Origin of the sequence: Sodalis endosymbiont of Henestaris halophilus, assembly GCF_900161835.1 — a bacterium.
Classification (GTDB): Bacteria; Pseudomonadota; Gammaproteobacteria; order Enterobacterales; family Enterobacteriaceae.
This window is the reverse complement of record NZ_LT897836.1, coordinates 203,496-227,251: the sequence shown is the minus strand read 5'-3', so window position 1 is coordinate 227,251 and position 23,756 is coordinate 203,496. Positions and strand designations below refer to the sequence as shown.

The 23,756-nt window shown below is 34.0% G+C and carries 6 protein-coding genes and 3 tRNA genes; 6 read left to right on the top strand and 3 right to left on the bottom strand.

Annotated elements, in window-relative coordinates; all coding sequences use genetic code 11:
• Positions 1 to 1,777: 1,777 nt before the first annotated feature.
• A complete protein-coding gene (gene ligA / locus HBA_RS00525) occupies positions 1,778 to 3,808 on the top strand; it encodes an NAD-dependent DNA ligase LigA (protein WP_097032117.1) in 2,031 nt (676 codons plus the stop codon).
• Between the two features lie 3,856 nt (positions 3,809 to 7,664).
• Here the strand turns inward: ligA and HBA_RS00520 are convergent.
• A tRNA-Val gene (locus tag HBA_RS00520) sits at positions 7,665 to 7,740 on the bottom strand.
• Positions 7,741 to 7,982: 242 nt separating this feature from the next.
• Between HBA_RS00520 and gltX the strand changes: the two genes are divergently transcribed.
• Positions 7,983 to 9,389, top strand: coding sequence for a glutamate--tRNA ligase (gltX, locus tag HBA_RS00515; RefSeq protein ID WP_097032116.1), 1,407 nt, complete (start codon positions 7,983 to 7,985; stop codon positions 9,387 to 9,389).
• 129 nt (positions 9,390 to 9,518) lie between these two features.
• A tRNA-Ala gene (locus HBA_RS00510) sits at positions 9,519 to 9,591 on the top strand.
• A 133-nt stretch (positions 9,592 to 9,724) separates the two neighbouring features.
• Here HBA_RS00510 and HBA_RS00505 read toward each other — a convergent pair.
• Together HBA_RS00505 and HBA_RS00500 are read right to left on the bottom strand one after the other, a co-directional pair.
• Positions 9,725 to 10,909, bottom strand: a complete 1,185-nt coding sequence (locus HBA_RS00505) for a NupC/NupG family nucleoside CNT transporter (RefSeq protein ID WP_097032115.1) — start codon at positions 10,907 to 10,909, stop codon at positions 9,725 to 9,727.
• 1,647 nt (positions 10,910 to 12,556) lie between these two features.
• Positions 12,557 to 12,644: transfer RNA gene (locus HBA_RS00500), tRNA-Ser, on the bottom strand.
• A gap of 224 nt (positions 12,645 to 12,868) precedes the next feature.
• On the opposite strand from HBA_RS00500, the gene yccA reads away from it, so the two are divergent.
• The 3 genes from yccA to gmk all read left to right on the top strand — a co-directional run bounded on the left by yccA (position 12,869) and on the right by gmk (position 23,707).
• Positions 12,869 to 13,528, top strand: a complete 660-nt coding sequence (yccA, locus tag HBA_RS00495) for an FtsH protease modulator YccA (protein WP_097032114.1) — start codon at positions 12,869 to 12,871, stop codon at positions 13,526 to 13,528.
• Positions 13,529 to 13,634: 106 nt separating this feature from the next.
• On the top strand, positions 13,635 to 13,961 hold the full coding sequence (locus tag HBA_RS00490; RefSeq protein ID WP_097032113.1) for a TusE/DsrC/DsvC family sulfur relay protein: 327 nt from the start codon (positions 13,635 to 13,637) through the stop codon (positions 13,959 to 13,961).
• A 9,122-nt stretch (positions 13,962 to 23,083) separates the two neighbouring features.
• Positions 23,084 to 23,707, top strand: a complete 624-nt coding sequence (gene gmk, locus HBA_RS00485) for a guanylate kinase (RefSeq protein WP_097032604.1) — start codon at positions 23,084 to 23,086, stop codon at positions 23,705 to 23,707.
• The last annotated feature ends 49 nt before the right edge of the window (positions 23,708 to 23,756 follow it).

Genomic DNA, 23,756 nt, shown 5'->3' with positions numbered 1-23,756 from the left:
AGGTTACTTAGAAGTCTTATCAGCAAGTTTATTCTTGTCTATTAGTTTAGGGCTATCGCTATAGCATTTATGGAGAAGGTTACTGACCAGTAAATATTTTTCTCTTGTGATAGACAGCACACGGTTTAAATCTACGGATGCATGACTTTATGTGTTATCAAACATAATAATCGCAGCATTAAATTGCTAGCATCCAGGTCGTTAAAGAAGAGTTATACTAACTTTATTAATATTTGGTAGATTGTCAGGATAAAATGAAAAGTTGCTAAAATTAGCGCATAAAATAAATAGATTGATAACATCGATGCATTAATGGTTTCAATTCGAAATGCGATATGCACGTAGTATCGCACACTAGATCCAGATGGATGCTACCCCAATTGTTTATCGTTTTTATTGCCTGTTGTTTTGTTAAAAAAGCAAAAAGTAGTTTACTAAACTATTTTGAAAAAAAATCATACTGTAGATTTACAGTTATTAATTTAAGATATTAAAGATAATAGCTTAATGAGTAAATTTTGTCGCTATTTAAATACGCGATGAATTAAAAAAACGTGGATTATAATGATCTAAAATCTGCGACTGATATTAATCATCGTAAGTATGATCGCGATCATGGTATTGCTATTGCATGGTCGGTTAATTAACTGTAAAGAACGTGCAGTTGTTTTTCGTGACTTACCACGTTAAGTGAATGAAACAAAAACCTCAAAATCAGAACAAACAGATTTTGCTAGAACAGCATGAGTATGATTTAGTAGGTACGTGTGAATAGCTGATGTTGCACCCTCTTGCGCGGATATAAACTGCGTTAAAGGAGATGCGTGTTTCTGCTGTTCATCAACTAGCTCTATCCTAACAGACAAGGATAGAGCGGGATAATTGTGTAGATTTTATTTAATGAATATATCGGACGGTGTACATCCTGTGCAGCTAGATTCTATCTCGATCCACCAGAAATCCGTGTATACTAACCAGTTATATATTCAGGTGCTTTTGAATAAATCGCTAGGCAATTATAACCTTTACTGCCAACTGTAATTGCTGCTGCGGTGCAGATATAATACCCGCTCCTGCTGCTTTTTCCTATTTTATGAGGAGAAAGCAAAAAAGTATCACAAGTAGCAATATAAAGCAATAACGCCTAATGCGCAGTATTAGGCTGCTCACAACGGTGGTGGGGTATAGGTGGGTGCGCAATGGTTGCAAAGAGTGCTGAGCGTTGGTTTTCAATTCGGATAATCAAATATTTACTATCACCTCAACTCCTCTGTCAAAGGACAAAGGCGACTTATTATTCCTGTTAATATGGTAACAGCCCAGCTCTTCTATCTTCAAGATAAATGAAGATTTTTATCAATACTTTCGGAATTTCTATGTTCATAACGATACCATCATTCATGGTAATAGTATCAAAATTGCAAATAGATTTTGCAATCCGTTAGCATATTATAGTCATTGCGGGGTGTAATAGTTGATAACTATAGTTGTTTGATAACCCTCAAAGACTAGATGGGTATAAGGTGCGCATGGAGTTAAGATCTGAATCCCAAAATACCAGCGCTACTGAACGCAAGATTAATTTACGTGCGGTAAGTCTAAGTTTATTAATCAGAGCTGCTTGTCTGCGCTAAGCAGCTCTAGTTAGGTTTAACTGACAGAGAATTTATTACAACTATTTAGTATCACTTGAATTAAGTTAAGCCCTACTAAAATTAGTGTTACTCCTGAGCCCTTCTTGTAGAGGTTTTACTGTTAATGGTATATTTGTATTGTTATGCAACAAATAAAACAACATATTTTGCGGCTACGTGAGAAGTTGAGACGTTGGGAATACCTTTATTATGTGGAGGCTTCTCCTGAAGTATCTGATAGTGAATATGACCGAGTCATGACGGAATTACGCGACTTAGAGGGCAAACGGCCAGACCTGCTGACTATAGATTCTCCTAGCCATCGTGTCGGAGGACAGGTTCAGAACAACTTTTGTCAGGTGTATCATGAGGTACCGATGCTTTCTCTGGATAACGTGTTTGAAGAGACAGATTTTTTGGCATTTAACAAGAGGGTGCTTGCCCGGCTTAGGAGCAATAACGACATAACCTATTGCTGTGAATTAAAGATTGACGGTCTAGCGGTCAGCTTGCTTTACGAAAATGGGGTTTTGGTAAGGGCTGCCACCCGTGGTGACGGTGCTATCGGCGAAGATATCACCGCAAATGTACGCACTATTCGTACCGTTCCGTTACGTTTGCAGTATAACTGCAAAGATGACCTGCCTCGTTTACTAGAGATCCGTGGCGAAGTGTTCATGTTAGAAGCAGGCTTTCAACAGCTGAATGAAATTGCCAAACGAGACGGGGGAAAAGTTTTTGCCAATCCGCGCAATGCTGCCTCTGGCTCTTTACGCCAGTTGGATCCCTCCATTACAGCCCGGAGGCCACTGACGTTTTATTGTTACGGCGTCGGTCTGTTGGAAGACGGTACGTTGTCAGAAAGTCATTGGGAGTGTCTGCAACAGTTCAAAGCCTGGGGTGTGCCGGTGAGTGATCACATTCGCCTCTGCACCGGCAGTGCAGAGGTGTTAGATTTTTATAAAAACGTGCATAAGGCACGATCAACTCTTGGATTTGATATAGATGGTGTGGTTATTAAAGTAGATTCGTTATCTTTACAGCAACAATTGGGCTTTATGGCCCACGCTCCTCGTTGGGCCATTGCTTATAAGTTTCCCTCTCAAGAACAACAGACCCGGGTTCAGGACGTAGAATTCCAGGTCGGACGTACCGGTTTAATTACCCCGGTTGCACGTCTTGAACCGGTTATGGTTTCTGGAACTATAGTCAGTAATGCCACTCTGCACAACGCTAATGAGGTAAAGCGGCTCGATTTAATGATTGGTGATACAGTCATTGTACGTCGCGCCGCTGATGTTATTCCACAAATTGTTAGTGTCGTCTCTTTTAAAAGACCTAAAGATGCGCAGATGGTAGAGTTTCCATCTCAATGCCCGGTATGTGGCTCACATGTTGAGCGCATGGATGGCCAAGCAATCGTAAGATGCCCGGCAGGTTTAGTCTGCGCAGCGCAGCGTAAAGCAGCGTTGAAGCATTTTGTTTCTCGTCGTGCGATGAATATCAAAGGTATGGGAGCTAAGATTATCGAACAATTAGTCGAACGAGAGCTAGTGAAAACTCCGGTTGATGTGTTTCGGTTGAATAAAGAAAGCTTAACTAGGCTAGAGCATATAGGTCCGAAATCAGCACTAAATTTATTGAATGCTATAGATAAAGCTAAACAAACTACCTTTGCGCGTTTTCTCTACGCGCTAAATATCCGCGAGGTAGGCCAAGCAACGGCCGCTAACCTGGCTGCCGCTTACGGCACGCTAAACGCGCTGACAGCTGCCGATATCGATTCGTTGATGAGAGTGCAAGACATAGGCAAAATTGTAGCGACTCAGGTACATTCTTTTTTCAAAGAAAGACATAACCTTGAAGTTATTAGAAAATTATTGAGCCCACCGATAGAAATTTATTGGCCACAGACTGTTGCCGCGTCCGAGTTTATAAATGATAATCCGTTCGCCGGTAAGATTATCGTTCTGACTGGATGGTTCAATACGATGTCGCGAGATCAGGCCAAAAATCAGTTAGTAGCGCTCTCTGCTCGGGTCACTAGTAACATTTCCACCAAAACTGACCTACTCATTGCGGGGAAAGAGGCGGGATCTAAAATTTTCAAGGCAAAAAAATTGAATATTCCAATCATGGATGAGGCTAAGCTAATGCGTTTCCTAAGAAAATAGCCTGCATCGCAAGAGTGCAAAAACGAAAAAAAGATTTTGTAGATATTTCCAATATCGCGATGCTATTTGATAATATCACAAGGGAGGGTGAGCATCATTATGTTCGCCGGGGCTCCATAAAACAAAAGTGACAGCATCTATTTATTATGTTAGGAAGCATAAATAACGTCGTTAGAAAGCTTTATCCAGAGCACTTGTATCGTGGTAGTCATAGGCATACTCGAGTTAATATATAAGCGCGTGCCCCTAGCAATACCTTCCCATAGATCGGACATTCACAAACATTTGCTAGCAAAATAGCTGCTTTGGATCATAAAGGACACGAATATACTATTGTTGATCTGCACTGATAATAAACGTCCAGGATCTTAGGCATCGTGCCGGTTGATAATATCTGAAGCTTATGATTATACTGAATATTGGCATACAGACCCGCCCAGCACTTTTCATCTGCTGCCAACGCGTTAACTAAGTATATTTATTAGCACAAAAAACCAGTTTAATAGCACAAAAAGAGACACACTATAAGGTTGAATTATACGATCTTCAGCGGCATACTCGTGGTAGTAAAACAAGAGATATCCTCTTCCCAATTAATATGCTTCTCCAGTCATAATGATGACTACGCGATTAGTGGTCCCCGATTACTTCCGTGCAGTATCATGCAGGAGTTTTTCCTGCTATTGTTTATACTAATAACACACTCAATTGGCTGAGTCACGGCGTCAAAATAAGCGTCTTATTAGTGGAATATGATATAGGTAAACGCTCGGTGACAACATGAAGCCGATTAGAAAGATTAGTTAGCACGAATGCTATGGTTTCATGCCAAGACTTATAAAACTTACTCGCATTGTATGCGACGGTTCAGTAAATCTTATCACGCCGCATGTACGATTATGACCAATAGTTACCGAACTTGTTCGTTAGCACTTTAGTGGGTTGAAGTCGCCGCTAAAAATATTAATTTTAGCGGAATTCTTTTATAAACTTGAATATTACCGCTACAGTCGGTATCAAAATTATTTGTAAGCGATGCGTCTTAATGCACTTAACGACTTTTACCGTTGCGGTTCATTGTTGTCGTTATTAATCTTTAAATCTGGACACCAGCGCACGGATTTATCTGGCAGAAATGCCGACTAGACTGTAGTTATATGTGCAATATAATTAATTGTTAGTCAACTACCATTGAGCAATATCGTTGTTGCAATTAAGCACTTGTAGTAGACTAGAATAATAAAAGTGAACTTAAAATTCATGTGTGACTAAAGAGCTATCGCTTGTATAATAAAGGCTGGCAATATCAGATCAAATAACGTGCTTGGTCTACTTAATGATATAAAATAAAAGCGCGCTGTGCTGTTGTTTTTCCTACTAATAGTTTTTATGTCGAGTTCATTTAGGGAATAAGTAGCAATTTAATTTGGGGGTATATTTCTCTCAAGTGTATTATTAGGATAATGATAAAAGATTTTTTATTACATACATACTCTATGCGTGAACCTATTAATATATCAACATGATAAATCATAAAATGTGGTTAAATCATAAACGTGAGTTGTTTTGATGTTGGTTGATAAATTTAGCAATTTCATCTCGTTACGATATCAGAAAACTTTTCTAAACTTGCAAATTCAATCGTGAATAAATTAAATTATATGACTATAAAAAGATATTACGTTTTTAAGTAGATAATAAAATATTCAAAATATGACATGTCTGTTGTGACATCATAATAATTTTATGTTTCTAAGTAGCTGAGAAGTGCATAAGGCAATGCTAAGACTATTGTTGTATCACATTTAATGATGACAGTAGTTACTGTCATCGATGACATTTCCTGACTGATAATTCAAGATATCAGCAATTCATTACACGTAAAACACATGCTAATCAAAGCAGCCTAAAAAACGTTAGCAGATGCATCTTGTGTTCTAAAAAATTGCTTTTATCATAACTTATGCTTAAGGGATCAAGATAAATTATGACCCGTAAATTAGTCGGCTAGCCGATGTAAAGATCTCAGAATAGCTATTACTATTTGTCAGTTCATAAATACCAATTCGTAGGAAAATAACTCATCAAAATAATAAATTTTATTACTTAGTAATGTCAATACTATTGCTGAACTAGGGATACTGGCACTGCGTTTTTAACGATATCTAAATAAGAAAGTATTAAAATTAGCTTGCTAACGTGCTGAATTTTTATTCTTCTCTAACCGTACATATAAATGATATCGATCTTTCGATAGGGATTTGGTGTTAATCATCAAAGCGTTTTAAGTGATTTTAACACTAATATTAGTTTAATATAACTTCTTTTATTAAAGAAACCATTATACTCAGTCTTAGATGCCGGTAAAAACTATGGCGCTATCGGATAAAGGAACGTAAATTAGTATGAGCTAGGTTACTATTTAGATAACAGCTTTATAGATAGAGTTATGAAGAAATCTTAATGATAGAATAAATGCTGTATTTGAGCTTTAATTAAAGATAATAAGCTTTAATAATATAACGAATGGATGTAGAGCGTCAAGTGAAAAGTAAGAGCAGCGTTTCATAAAGCACCTCGTGGGGCAAAATATATTAGTTGATTATTAAAATTGTGCTTTTATTCTCTACCTTAGGTGATCTGATCGAGTGCGTTCGTTGGTACTTTACTGCAGAGAACATCAACTATGCAAGGGTCATAGAACATTTTGTTGCCATGCATTATGGCTAGTCGCAATAACAAGTAGGCATTCATGTCTAATTTTGAGGTATATTATTCCTCTTCTTCGACCAACACGTGTAGCACCGTAGTTTAGCGTAGCAGCAAAGTGTATATGTTTTATTCTTTTGTTTTGAGTGTGGAGAGGTCTTTCATAAATGTTTTATTATATTGTTTTTCAAGTTAGGAAGTGACTTCTCAGATAAACACGTGTTCTAGGTGATACCTAGAAGACCTTATTAAAGTTAGCTATGGTAAATTGGCAAAGAAGTTTTTCTTAACTAATTTGCGTTGTGTTTTTTCTGTAGTTGCCATCTATATTATTACTATTTCTATGTTTCTAAAAGTAACTGTTACCGAACGGTAACTTATAGCTGTTCGTCTATCTTGATATCTTCGCCATGTGCCAGAATTTATCATGGTGCGATATGTACTAAATCCCGTACCAAACGTTTATTAGTAATAATTATTAGAGTGAAAACCACTAATGTGAAATCACATTATATACCGAGCATGTCTTCTCTCGTATCCCGGTATCGTTCAGCACATTCCGCTCGGTGAGTGCTAGCAGTTGTCTTATAGGTTTGCTTGTTATCGCAGTTCATTTTAGTTAATTTTGTATATAATTTTGTGCTGTTGCGGCTGTAGTATCGCTAACGCTTTAGACTCTCCGTGAGAAAGAATAAAATACCAATAATCTTTGTGATGTACATTTTTTCTAGCGATAGAATTATAAAATGATAACTGTTATGCATGTTTTAATATTAAGTAATTATACTGCTTTAGATTTACATGTAGAGTAATTTGCTTTTGAGGTTTTTAAGGTCTTTATATTATAAGATATTTATCTGCTAACGTACATATACGTTTACGTAGAGCAAGTTTACTAGTAGTAAATGATTAAAGTGTTTTCTAATGACACAAACATTAATCTAGAAGCCATAAACTTATATTATATATCGTGCGTTTTGCGATATAACATAAGCAACTGTTACGCTATTAAGCTGTTACAGTATAAAGATCCGGCTAAAAGTTAACTAACAGGCATGAATCTTGAATGATTTGTATCTATGATTTATTGCTATAAGCAATCGCTGTAACAATTGAATTAAGAATATTTTTTTGAATATAGTATCTTTGGTGGGTGATGACGGGATCGAACCGCCGACCCCCTCCTTGTAAGGGAGGTGCTCTCCCAGCTGAGCTAATCACCCATGCAATCTAATAGTTCTATTATATAGAAGTTACGTTATAAATCAATTTTTTTTAGTGAATTGGCGTCTTTGTATTAAATTTAGCTATTCCATGGGGTTGCACCGAATTGAGTAAGAAATTGCCTACATGAGGGACATGTATTGAGAATACATCCCTACATGGTAATCTACCCATACTTTATAGTATAAACCAAAAGTATTGTTTTATCTCTTTGCTATGCACAATAAAGGCAATGTAACTAATGAAAATTAAAACTCGGTTTTCTCCAAGCCCTACTGGAGAGTTGCATATTGGTAGTGTGCGTACTGCGCTCTATTCGTGGCTATTCGCCCGCAATATGGGCGGTCGTTTCGTGCTGCGTATTGAAGACACCAATCGTGAGCGTTCGACGCAGAGGGCGATTGAGGCCATCATAGAGGGTATGAATTGGCTTAACTTAGATTGGGACGAAGGTCCATATTTTCAGACTAAACGTTTTAGTCGTTACAACGCGGTGATTGACAAAATGCTGGTTAATAACACTGCCTATAAATGCTATTGTTCGAAAGATCGGCTGGAGAAGTTACGTGAGGCTCAAATGGCTCGTGGCGACAAACCACGCTACGATGGTCACTGTCGAGACAGTCAAGACTATCACGCTACTAATGAACCTTGTGTGGTACGTTTTCATAACCCGGATAACGGTTTTGTTATATTTAATGATCTTATCCGTGGCCCTATTGAGTTTAGTAACCGCGAACTAGATGATCTGATAATCCGCCGCACCGACGGTTCTCCTACTTATAATTTTTGTGTGGTAGTAGATGATTTTGATATGCAGATTACCCATGTCATCCGAGGTGATGATCATATAAATAATACACCTCGTCAAATCAATATACTTAAGACCCTTGGCGGGCCGGTGCCGCATTATGCCCATGTTTCTATGATCTTAGATACCAACGGTAAAAAACTCTCTAAACGTCAAGGCGCAGTGGGGGTGATACAATACCGTGATGACGGCTTTTTACCAGAAGCACTAATAAATTATTTGGTTCGCTTAGGATGGTCACACGGGGATCAAGAAATTTTCAGTATAGACGAGATGAAGCGGCAGTTTAGCCTTAACGCATTAAATAAATCCGCTAGCATTTTTAATGCCGAAAAACTATTGTGGTTGAATAACCATTACATTAGTCATTTACCTGCTGATTACGTTGCTACTCACTTGGTTAAGCATATTGAGCAAGAAGGAATTAATATTTGCACCGGCCCTCATTTGTCGGAGATCGTGAAACTACTGGGCAAGCGATGCAAAACTTTGAAAGAAATGGCAGCTAGCTGCCGCTATTTTTACGAGGATTTTAGCGAATTTGATGTCGATGCTGCCAAAAAATATTTGAGTCCTGTTGCAGTGAAAACACTAGAGGTAGTGCGCGCAAAATTGGCGGCACTCACGGAATGGACACCTAAATCGGTGTATGCGGTCATTGATCAGACTGCCAAGGAATTACATGTAAGTATGGGCAAAGTCGGTATGCCGCTACGTGTCGCGTTAACTGGCAACTGCCAATCTCCGGCCATCGACGTGACGGTGCATGCGATAGGTCAATCGAGATCTATTATGCGTATTAATTTAGCGCTAGACTTTATTGCCCAGCAGGAGTAACAAAATTCTATCAAAGTTAATTTAATAGTTTGTTAGTATCTAATTACATTAGCCAGTTTAGCCATTGACAGATCTTATTAAAATTTATACGAATATAACCTATTCGCTATAGGAAATATTATAATTTACGGGGCTATAGCTCAGCCGGGAGAGCACTTGTATGGCATACAAGAGGTCAGCGGTTCGATCCCGCTTAGCTCCATCAATAAAAAACTAGCTATTTATTATTTGTACGTCTAGAAAGTTCAGGTAACGTAGGGAATTACGCACTTGTTTGTGATCCCTCCGTGTTATCCCTTAAGTTAGTAAAACATGAAACATAGTTTGTTAAGATTTTAAATCACCAAGCTGGTGATGACTGCTGATAGCAAGCTAACAAGCGTTGAACCATAGACTAGTTTCAGGCCATAACGTGAGACAACATTTCCCTGATATTCGTTTAAGCATTTTATTGCGCCAGATATAATGCCTATTGAAGAAAAGTTAGAAAACGAAACCAAGAATACTGATAGAATTCCTAGTGATCGCGGTGATAATTCATCAGCGACTTTTTGTAAATCGATCATGGCGACAAATTCATTCAACACTAATTTAGTTGCCATAATTCTACCCACCTGAAGAGCCTCAGGTGAAGGCATGCCCATCATCCAGGCGAATGGGAAAAAAATATAACCAAGAATTACCTGAAAGTTTATTCCTAATAACATGCTAACTAACTCGTTAACGGCTGAAATTAATCCTATAAACCCAATAAGCATTCCTGCAATGATAATTGCTACTTTAAAACCGGTTAATATATATTCTCCCAGCATTTCAAAAAAACTTTGCCCTTCATGCAGAAGGCTCATCTTCAAATCTTCTTCAGTTTCTACCCAGTAAGGATTGAGAAGAGACAATATAATAAAGGTACTAAACATATTCAGCATTAGTGCTGCCACGACATATTTTGGTACTAGCATAGTCATGTAAGAACCAACGACGGATATGGATACCGTCGACATCGCCGTGGTAGCCATGTTATACATGCGTGGCTCAGGTATTTTGCTAAGGATGTCCTTATAAACAATAAAGTTTTCTGATTGTCCTAGGATCAGTGAACTGACAGCGTTGAACGATTCCAGTTTGCCTATACCGTTAATCTTAAAAAATACAGTACCAATAATACGGATCATGAAAGGTAACACATGAATGTGCTGCAGGATGCCAATAAGTGCTGACATGAATACAATCGGGCAAAGTACATTAAGGAAGAATAATGCCAGACCTTGCTTTTCCATATTGCCAAAAACGAAACCGGTACCTGTCGCAGCAAAACTTAGCAATGTATCAAACAGAGTAGATAAAGTTTGCACGAAAGCTAGACCTATTTGAGATTGAAGCAAAAAATAAGCAAGTAAGATTTCAATCGCTAACATCTGAATAATAAAACGCACACGAACGATTTTACGATCGCGACTAATTAACATTGCCAAAGTGATGACTACAACGAGTGCTAGGATAAAGTGCAGAATACGAAACATAGTTGCTCCCAAAATAAGGCGTACATAATTCACTGCTTATTTTGATATTATCAGGTAGGTAAAATTAGTTATATCTTACAAAGAGAAAAGAATTATCTTTCTATGAGGCGTAGCCAATTTTCACAATTAAGTTTATGTATTTAATAGTTTTATTGTTATCAAACAATTAGTTATTGTTCTGTATTTTGCTCAATTCACATTCAAACAGAGTAACTCACAATACACTGATAATCATTGAAATTATATTTAATAAATATTAGTTAGTAGAGGCGATCGATATAAATGCTATGTGGTAGGATCACTGCAATAACGTAAATAGCACATATAAAATTCAAGCCTTACTTGATGATACGGTTTTCATTATCGCTAGTAAAGAGTTGTATTGATTCAAATACTTTCATGTCTCACCTACCCTACTAGATTCAATCTGGTGCCAGTTTTGACTACTCGATGATATGTCGTATTAGTATATAGCAACCTCATTTGTGGGTACTTGTTTCATTTTGTCCGTCAAATTGACTACACAACATGTCGGCTAACGATTTTCTTATCATGTCTGTATAACCTTATGAGGCATAAGCAAAAATTATCGTCTTTGGTATAAAAGCCCCACAATGCTGCAGGGAAGTTATCCCTGTGCTATCAAGCTCCATGATTAACATCATTGTTACGTTCTTGATCTTAATGTTGCAAAATAGCAGGTAAAATCACTACAAATAATAGGTAGATTATTGCTGATTTCACTGATAAATGTATATATTTAAGATATTTAATATCTGTGTGGTAATAAGCGCACAAAAAGCATTATCACACAGATATTACTGACGTTGCTCAATAGCAGAATACGATTCTTGCGATCATGCTTGCGTCGGTTTAACATTTAATTGTTGATTTAGGTCAAATTTTTACCTAAATATTAGGTGTTAATGTTAATTAAGTTCCTTGTAGAATGAGTGTTCTGAACTATTGATTAATTATGTAGCGGAATTATTTTGGCGATCATAGCTGCATTGTGTTTTTGCCGTTAGGCATTAATTCGTATGTTATTTCTTTATCCCTTATATTTTAGTAAAATAAAACCTTATTTTAAAAATGTAGGTGTCATGCTACAATGCTTGTTCGTCAACTTAAGCGCTTAGATTCTTATTTATGTACTTGTAGTACAGTAATTTTGCCTAAAAAATTTAGATGAGTAGTACTACATGGGTAATAGGGAGGCGGGAGATTAATCAAATAAAAGTTTATATAGAAAGACTACGAGTATCTTTTTTCTTTAAATACTGGCTAAAGCTAGTAGCTTCTTTCCTCATAGTCAGGAAGAAGCATAAAGTCGGGTATTTCAGTTAAAAAATATTAGTCGTTTGACTAGGTAAAAGATCGTGAAAAATATCTCCGAAACTTAAGTTATGGAAATGCATCTCACGTTTTATACCTGGAGAGATAAAAGATGTTGCGTATTAAACATAAATCATATATTATTAAGAGCATAGCTAAAAACAGTGTATGTTTAAATAATAAATTATTGATGATAACATCAAGTGAATTAGTATAGTTAGAATAACGTCATAGAATGTAAATGTAAGCTTTATTTAAAACTTGGTAAATTCTTGTGACATTATCAAATGTAACTTTTAAGGTCAAGTAACGTGGCGGAGGAGGTGAGATTTGAACTCACGAAAAGTCACCCTTAGCCGGTTTTCAAGACCGGTGCCTTCAACCACTCGGCCACTCCTCCACGGAGCTACAATTATAAACACAATTTTTTATCTTGCAAGGAGCATTTCGCATTAATTAACTAATTTAATTTTATTAGTCTGCTATTCATCTGTGTTTTGTGCGCAATCGCAGGCGTTTTACGTAAACATAAGTAACAAGATATAAACACAACTGTGACAAGACATAGCGTTACGTAACGTGTTTTAACCTATTATTTTAAATATAAATTTTGAGAGGCAAATTATGAATCGTTTGATTGCGACATCCTCGCGCAGACATTCGCTATTAAGCACCCACAAGGTATTGCGCAATACTTATTTCTTATTGTCGTTGACGTTAGCATTTTCTGCTCTTACTGCCACTGTAAGTACATTAATACGGTTGCCAGCACCTGGTTTGATCCTAATGTTGGCCGGTTTTTACGGGCTTCTGTTTTTGACACATCGGTTAGCCAATAGCTCGGCGGGAATTGTCGCTACTTTTGCTTTAACCGGTTTTATGGGATATACACTGGGGCCGTTATTAAGTATATTGCTAGCGTCTGGTGCAGGTGATGCCATCATGTTGGCTCTGTGTGGCACCGCACTAGTTTTCTTTTGCTGCTCAACGTATGTTCTAACTACTCGCAAGGATATGTCCTTCCTGTCGGGAATGATGATGGCTGGTTTCGTTGTGCTATTGATTGCGGTAATTGCTAATTTGTTTTTGCACATTCCCGCTATGTCGTTAGCGATAAGCGTCATGTTTATCCTATTTTCCTCAGCAGCAATCTTGTGGGAAACCAGCAATATCATCCATGGCGGAGAAACGAACTATATCCGCGCCACTGTCAGTTTGTATGTGTCTATCTACAATAGCTTCACAAGTATGCTCAGTATATTTAGCGGTATGCGTAGAAACTAATACTCTTTACATCTCTCACGTCCTGCCTAAGGCAGGACCTGTTGTTTTTAACTAAAATAAATTAACTAGATTTTATCAGCTAACTTTAAATCGGACACAGTGATCGATGAGGTGTAGTAAATTAGAAATCTCGATGGATGCACAAGGATATTTAATAAATCCTCAGGATTGGAGCGAGGAATTAGCTGTAAAAATATCTCGTTTAGAAGGCCTGATATTAAGTGAAGCCCACTGGCAAGTTATCTATTTCTTACGTGCGTTTTATATGCAATATAAAATATCGCCAACGGTTCGTATGTTATTAGCCGCTATATCTAATGTTTACGGCGCGGAGAAATGGAACAGTCGTTACCTTTTTTATTTATTTCCGCAAGGACCAGCTAAGCAGGCAACCAAAATTGCTGGATTACCCAAAACAGTTAAATGCCTATAACTTTTTTTGGTGTATTATTACCGTAACTATTGCTATATTAGCAATATAAAAGTTAGATGCAACTATCGTGTAATAATTTTAGTTCGCTAACTAGCCAATCGCTCTTGATTTTACAGCGTATTTATATACAGCTTGTACCGTTATACATATTAAGCAGGCCCTTTTATAGGCGGGGCGTAAACTCTGTCTATTAATATTAGAGATTAAAACAATGTAAATTATCAATTCTTACGTTACTCGATTTATTAATAACTTTATTTAACCTGATATACAATTTCTTATTGCAACTAGGATAGAGATTTTAATCTATTTGCTTTTTGTGTTGCATACAACGACTACTATTATTTTGATTACAAATATAACCTTGCTCTGCTTTAGTTTTTTTTTGTTTGAGGTGAATAGGCTTATTGAATGCTAATACTTGAATCTACTTATAGATCTAGATTATTTAGATAGATTTATCTTGACCTAGTTTATAGAGAAAAATTCTAGTAAGTCACTGTTATCCTTAAATCTTCTCAGGAAAATTAGGATTAATGGAAAGAAAAGCACAACTGCGGGAATACATTGATATTTATAAATATACCAGTTGTAGTTAGTGCGTATCTTAGGTCGCTACTAATTATAGATGCTGGCCAGAGAGATAAATTTTCATGTTGAACAAGTAAAATTGATGTATATTTCTTCGTTTGCGGGTTACAAGCTATTTGCTTTATGAGACTGAATAAATGGTCATACTGTGATCAACACAGTAAAAATGAGTGTTATTCGTATTTTGCTTTTAAAAATATTTTGATACAACGGGCAAGAATTATATACGATAAACTCTCCATGTTGTTAACGATGATAACTCATCATACTTGCTTTTCTCCGTGAATACAACATGTTGTTATTAGTAGATGTTGTCTAAGGCTATAAAACTATTTTATTTCTATTCACGTATTTTGTCTGTTTGCCCTAAGAAACATAAAATATAGTCAGATTACCAATCCATTTTATTTAAATAATTGTCTATTTATTTCTAATAACTACCGATTTGTTTCAAGAAAATTCTTTCTAATGTGACCTTAATCCCTTCAGCAAGACTACGTTTATTGAATACTTACTTAAGTAGAAGAATAGCAGTCTATTGGCTGTTACTTATCGCTAATGACTGTGTATGAAGATACTTTTTGCATAGTTGGCTTAGTCATGTTTTATATTCTTAATTCTATTTTTATTTTCTTTTATACAAAATCAGATATATTTCTTACTGAAATCTTTATTGTTGTAACAAATGTAACATCAGATAGCCGGTCTAGCATAAACTTCTAGGGGGATCTAAAAATGATATGTAGCCGGTATTTTACCTGTAAAGCCATTGTTGTATTAGTTGAATATAAATTCATTCTTTTAGAGTGTTACGCATTATTGCGCTTGATAAATTAATTCAAGGCCATAGCTGTGTGCTCACCCAGCTTATTATAAAACTATTGATATTTTCCTAACATCAAAGTGCAGTAACTTAACAAAGGTTTGCTCTTACACAGTTTTATTATTAGTTTTAATTGACTTTCGTACATTAATCATTTTTACAATATTAGTTTCTATCTTATTTAACTAGTTGGCTTCCGAGATAAATTCTCTTTTTTTGCTTTTTGATAAGCATAAATAACTTAGAGGCTTAATCGCAGTATTTTACTTTGTGGACAGCGATTTATCATAACTTTTATTTTAATATTTTGCCGGTAATTTTGGGTTGCTCATTCATAGTGTTTTACTGCAACTATTATAATTCGTTGATAAGCGGTAATTGCTTCTTACATCAAATTTGATGCTATATTAGGCATTGAAGAATTTTTTTTCATATAAAGTTTGACGGAGATCTGGATAAGCTAGTAAATAATTTAACTTAGCATTACTTTTTCTTAGGTCATGCATTAGTGATGGTCTAGTTTGGATGATCTCTCTGGCGTCGGTTATTACAGCGATGGTATTAAGAATTTTAAAGATGTTACTAATTTGAGTTTTGTCAGAATAATATCTTGTTATAAATCTGGTTATTAGTATAGTTTATCTAAAATACTTTTTATTAACTTGCTTAATAATATTAAAGATAAAATCTATTTATTTACAGAATAAAATTATTTTATTTGGCACCATAAATATGGTGTAGTTACTATATTTACGTCTTGATAAGATAAATAAAAAAAATTTTTTGTGAGTCTTTATTATGAGACTGTGTATGTTAACGGTTGTTACCGTGATGTCAACTATGCTTGTATTTCTTGATAAGCTAGTATTATTGATAGCTAATGTTGAAGTACTACAAAGTTCTTTGCGGCTTGCCGCTTACAGCATATTATTCGAATAATACCACTAACTAGCTCGTCCCGACGGCTAGGGATAAGTAAATAATGGCACTTTCTTATAAAGATTTTCTTATATTATTATTGGCTTTGATACGAGTAAAGTATGTCTACTAAAATTTGTGCTACAGAGGTTTTATAATTTAAACTCAAGGAGAGTATATTGCTATAACACGCGTCGGTATTAATTTGCAGCACAAAGACTAACACTCTACTACTATTTAGTATTAGCCCGTTCGATGTAAACACAAATAGTTTATTTACGTTAAAATACAACTACCGTCTAGGGTAAGTAATACGAGTTCCTCGTTTAACGCAAAATAGATAAATCAAAGACATATTTTATATTAATTTGTTGGTTTATATTTTTGTGTAAAAATTTAGTTGTAGTTATCTAAAATTTTTTGATTTAACGAAAAGAAAAGTAATTAATGACTATCACTATTGCCACATGCAAATATATAATATTATTAATGCGCGCTATCAATATAGATGATAGCTACTTAATTGTTAGTTAATTAATTACTATTACAATAATAAATTTTGTTATTAATACTATTTTTTGATAATAATCAAGACCATGATAACAAAGCAGGAGAGAATCTTTTCTCTAATCTATATTTGTTAAATATAGATCGATCTTCATTTCAACATATAATTTAAATTTGAGTAATTCTCAATGAAGATTTTACTAAATATGTTAATTTTAGCAAAATAATTTATATAAATTTTAAATAATTTCTGTATGTTACGATCAATTGATCAAATATTTATTTAGTAAATGTAAATACAAGTGTTGTAGTATTTTACTTTAAAACAAAGTATTCTTAAGTTGCACTCATATAAATAATTTTTTTCAAAAGTAATATTTTTAATGCCTATAAATATTTTATGTTAATAAAACAAATTATATGATCATATCTGATATCATAACTACTTTATTTTCTTGAATTTATACTAAGTTACAAACTATAACAACAAATAAAATATAAGTTATATCTCACATATTACATGTGAGTTGTAGATAGATAAACATTACTCTATTATTTTAAGTAAGTTGTATAAAGATCTACTAAAATGCAATCTTACATATTTTGGTTAGTTAAATAATTAAAGTATTATTTTAATTTTTTAGTATTTAAATATCGATCACGTATAGAAATGATATTAAGTACTGTTACTAATTTAGTCACTTTAAATATTAAGTTTACGTTACCTTAACCTTAATATATTATGTTACGAGCAGAATATATATTGCTTAATGTAGCTTAGTATAGTGTGAGCGATTAGTAATGTATTACCTGTAATACTAACAAAAGATATACGCATAATAAAATTTATACTAAGCATAGTAGGATAATAAATTATGAGTCAATTAATATGGTTTATTTATTATTTAATTTATCGATTAAGTTACGTAAATATTATTATGTTTAAGCCTATTTGCAGCTTTTTACACAAAAAAAAGTAAATTAACACAGTCTTATGCAAGTTTTAAGACTATAAAATATGATGTATTTGACGTTTACTTTTTTATTTATCTTTTTGATAAAAATTAAGTTTTATTGTAGTGACTTAGTAACTTCTAAGTATCATATATTTTTTCTTTATGCACTTATGAGTGCATTATTATAATTGATAGTACTAAATAGTATTACCTTATTTGCAGTAATTGAGGATGGCGATGGTATTATGATGAATTATTTCATAAAACATAAACGTGTAGTAGTATCTTATGTAATATAATTTTGGTAATTATCACCTGTTTGATTATTTATTAATACCGTGGTATTTTATTGTTATATCCCAACTTAGGTAATTACGATAAATATATTATCTTCATAGTGTTAAGTATCTTGCTTGTATAGTATCGTCTTTTTAATATATTAATGTTTTGTGATAATTTTATTACAAATAAAAATTAAAGTTACTGTTGTATAGTTTGTTGTGTGCTAGCTAAGATGTTAATATTATGCATGATATTACAGAATATAAATAAGTTGTTAGCAAATTAGTATATAGAAGTCAAGACACGCAGCATTTTGCTATTACATGAATCTTTTCTTAATTCTTGAATTAAACATTCAACTTACTAAAGTAAGTAAGTTGAATTTATTTGACTAGTTTTAGTTTTTGAGCAAGTTATAACAGTGTGCGATTTTATTAGCACAATTTACATTAATTAATATTTTACATGACAATTTAATCGTCTGACTATAACAAATAATCATTTTAATTATATTCATGTCTTTTATTAATGGTACCTACCGTTTTAGTAATTAACACCAGAAAAACTGGCTGCTTAGTTAGGTATTGACAGATTATTTTTGATGTATGTCTTTAATAAGGCGTCAGCTAATAAATTCACTATTTATGTACTTAATATCGCGTTGTTGCTGTGGATTTAGAAATATATACCTTATTAAATTTTAAAATAAAAACATGCCATTTACCGAGTAAAACAAGACTGGTAATTTCTAACTGGTTGTGTAGGGAATAATCGCTATCATTAGGTAAGTATTAAACTTTTATTATATATTATTAAGGTCTGCGATAGCACTTTTACTATAAACGCATAAAGATCAGTACCATATAACTATTATTACAGTAGTAATCTATTCGGATAAGGCATTGCCTTATTTAATAGTGCAATAGTACTTGAAAGTATCGTAATTTATTTAGTATTTGTGGAGTAAATATCACAAGGTTTTCTTTATGTATCTCTCAGGTTATTTGCATCTCCTTTAACTGTTAGCGCGCGTGTTTTTTGGGTGAAGGGGTAAAAGAGATAGACATCACCTATAATACCTAGTTAAATTCGTGTACAAACGTAACAAATTAAAATTACATCTAAATAAGCTGAATATTTCATGGTTTATATACCAGCGATATCGTCGCCCTAGATTCGATTGAGCTACATTATTGAATATTAATGCTATAGAAAGCATAACATTTTGACATATTTGTTGCCATTTTGTTTATATTAGTAGGCTGATAACGACCTATCGACCGTTTTTTCATTTGATGGAGATAGCTTACTTAATGTCTATTTTTATATACGTCACGTAAGTATAGGTTAAGATAAAAGCCATGTTGATAGCATCTATAAAGTTTCCTTTGTTAGAAAACTAAACTTCTTGTATTATATTGCATTATTTAATTACGCGCACTAAGAATCAGTGTTGATCTGGCAAATAACGCGATGAGTGATAAATGCTATAATCAACATAAGAAGATAATCTTGACTATGTTTTTCTTTTTGTTCAAGAAAGAAATTTTATTTAATAATTGCTACCTGAACGGTTTACTTACATGACATGACTGCAGCTAAGTGACAAGATTACGCAAATAATCGTGTAGTATATAGAATAATACTAGCCATTGCTTAATGGCCTAATTACACTTTATTGGCTGTATTTTTTTTCGTGGAACTTTAGATATGCAGCTATTTTATTTGCTATCAGTATTTACGTCTTAGTAAACAACAATGCATTTATGGCGAGATGCACTATTGTGTTTTCCGCATACATAAAGCTAATTAGCGTAAAGAAATGTTTTACTGATCCTCACTACTAACTTGAGTTCAAGTAGTTTGATCTTGCGAGTGATAGAAGATACTTTTATTGTGTATTTTACGCTTTAATTATCTCGGACAGCATTGACCAATAAATAATGCTATAGTAAAAGAATTATTATCCTCGGTCTTTGGGCATGGGGTAGCAGAGTAATGAACATGATTACTTACTAGTAGTAAATTTTCTGAAATATTTTTCGCTCACGCACAAAATACTGAATTTTATTAATGATCAAAATCAAATTGCTTATAGTTTGTTGCCACTAACAGGAAGAAGCGTAACTAAGATTTAATTGATGAATATTAAGAAGAGTCATGAGCTATTGTCTGCTCTGCAGACTAAATATTAGGTTTAGTAGATCTATTGCATCAACTATATTTAATAGCGGAATAATATAATACCATATACGCTTGAATATGCATATATAATGGGGTACGCGCTTTGATTACTCGCCCGTAAATGGCTAGTACTTATGAAGGTAATAATGATAATAATTGTGGTAACACTAGAGCAGATTAAAGTTTTTTCTTACATGTGAATTGATATTATCTAATCGTACGGCAGCGTAGATAACGTGTCGAGTTAGCGCGTCCCTTAGTAAGAACTAAGAGACGGGTTCAGCGATACCAACAGTAGAGTAATTTGTTCATTTCGGGCAAGACAACATTATCGTGATATAAGTATGCTAAATTAGCGTAAAATATTTTGTTATGCTTCTCAGCATTAAGAAGGTAATAATTTATTGTTGTATTGTTTTAGCCGCAAGGTATATCTAATGCATCTAAAGATGCTACCATATGTATATCAATAAGATTATGTGTGGCAAACTAGAATATTAAAATGCGAACATTAATGATGTCTCTGCAAATTATGTCGCAGCAGTTGCTGCTGGGTTAACCAGCAGCTGCCGCAATAGCCAATAAGATATATGCCCATTTATAAACAGGAGTACATGTTATTACATTGAGAATAAAGTGATAAGAAACTTAGAGTTGAGGTCTTCATAATTATTATACTCTTATTAGAGAAAGTTACATTACGTGATCAAATCAAATGCCAATTTATCTATGCTATGGTAGGGCGTAGACGAATTATGCGTCAGTAATGCTGTGTAAAAAAGTTATGAAACTCCATATCAATTATCAGCACTGTGATACAATTAATATCCGCTGCTCTTCATGGTATCGAACAAGATGATCAGTTAATAAGCTATTAGCTTAGCTTGTTAAGCTATGAATATAATTTTCTTTTATAATTTAGGAAATAGAGGTTCGCATCAGGCGACAAAGAGGCGGTAGATTACTCCAATTATTGCTGTCGTTGATGGCAATAACTAGTTAAAATACATGTAACCGTAAAACCATATAACCTGATTGGCACGTGTAGGTTTAATTTATTTTTTTACGACTGTAAAATACATGGATATTAAGGTACATTATTATGATAAAGTAACTATTTTGCAAAAAGATAGTCTGTGATGGGGTTTTAATCCTATTTTCTCGCTTTGATAGCGCTAATTTGATGTAGTGTAATATTACTTCTTTTCTTACTTAACTATGTATTATATCATCTGTATCTAGGCCAGATCAGATACGACCAGTAATCTTATAGTAAGAAGATTGACTTGCTTTCATTTCCTTCACGGTATCTATCATTAATACGGCAGTAACGTAATAGTTGAGGTGAAGAGTAAATAAACTCTATTAATTTTATTGAGTTACGTTACTAGTATTATATTAAATAGATTGCAGGGCTAAATTTTGCATTTTATCTTATATTTATCTGTAATATAGAACAAGTAATAAATTTGTGTAATTTTTTACGTATTGTTTTATCGTGATTTCTGCTTTTGCAATCACAGAGATAATGTCCGTTGCACTCTTTTATTATACTATTTAAATATAAATTAATTAATTTATTGATTTTGACGATACATATATAAGTATGATTTGACGTAAGTTTCAATAAATAAATGACAGCAATAATAAATATTATTGATAACTAATGCATGCAAACTTATATTTGTTATCTTTTCATAAACTATGTACCTTTTTCTTATAGTTATATTGAAAATTTAAAATAAACCGACAAATTGGTTAAGTTGTTAGTAATGAATCATAAGTAAAATATCTTACTCTGATTTAGCAGTAATACTAACTAAGAGAGTTTAATTTATACTATTTTGTCTTTAAATTATCCTAATTAATGTAGGTTAAGAAATAATGTTTTGTAAAATATATTTTGATACTTAACATAATATAGCAATATTGCAGTTAAAGGTATTTATCAACATCATTGATTATGTGTAGATGTAATATTAGCCCAATGATATTAAATCATTAATCATTATTAACAGAAACCTACCGTTTATAGAATAGATAATAGCTAATGCATAACATATAGAGATTGAATATAAATGAATTAAATAATATTTCAGTAATATGTGAGTACCAATCGCGTATCTATGATCGCTTCAAAAAAGTGAATAGTCAATTCATAAACGAAGGTTTCTCGATACCAAAATGAAAATTTTAAATATAATTACCGTTGGTAAAACCAACGGTACCGATATTAAGAATTATATGATTTTTCGTCGCGTACGGTAGTAACCGTACTTGATATATTAGAAAAATAAGAGATGCTTCAGCGCCAACAAAGCTCTACCGATTGCCGTGTAAAGTACGTCTATCTCACTGAAAAGGTCGTGAAAAATTACGCATGACCCAACAAGCTCAAAAGTCATTCTTAATTGTATTTTTTCTTCGTGATCTGAGAGGTAGTATAAAATCTTAACAAAGTTTGTAATATACTTAAAAAGAAACAAATAGCATAAATGTTACATATAATATCATTAATTTTGCATTAAAAAGAACTAAAAGTTGTAAATTCGAGTATAATTATACTGACTGATCGGATGACTATTTCAGCTACCAGTTATTAGCTCTTTAATGTAACTTTCAATATGCAAAGGTGATTTTTGTGGGTGTTTTTACAGATAAACATTTGTAACTTTCAAAAAGAGAAGCGTGGTATTTATGTCTTTTAATTGACTACGAGCTTTCTTTATTCATTCTTAACCTCTATTTTACCCCATCTACGATAACTACGGTTAAGTTGAATGCATCATGGTTTTTTTAATGCCGCGTATAATAGAAATGCGTTCTATAGTTTTATTTCAATTTATACTGACTATTTAATGATGATTAAAGGTACATTATATATTGTTTCGGCTCCAAGCGGCGCGGGAAAATCTAGTTTGATTCAGGCATTTCTGAAAACTCAACCGCTTTATGACACCCAGATGTCAATTTCTCACACTACCCGCGCCATGCGGCTCGGTGAAGCTCATGGTCAGCATTATTTTTTTGTTTCAGTAGCAGAATTTGAACGTATGATTGTTGAAAATGCTTTTCTGGAATATGCTCAAGTTTTTGGTAATTACTATGGTACCTCGCGCGCCATTATTGTACAGATTCTTGCAACTGGTGTTGATGTGTTCCTTGATATTGATTGGCAGGGTGCACAACAAATTAGATGGAAAATGCCTTCCGCGCGCAGCATTTTTATCTTACCGCCGTCTAGGGAGGAGTTAGATCGTCGGTTGCGAGGACGTGGTCAGGACAGCGAAGATGTTATTGCTCGACGAATGGCTCAGGCGGTAGCTGAAATGACTCACTGGGCGGAGTACGATTATCTCGTCGTTAATGACGACTTTAACATAGCATTGCTTGATTTGAAAACTATTATCCGAGCTGAGAGATTACGCCTTGAGCGTCAAAAATCACGTCATGACTCATTAATAAGCAAATTGTTGGCAGAATAATACGATTTTTATTATGATTTTTGAATAACTTATTTATCTGTGGAGTAGT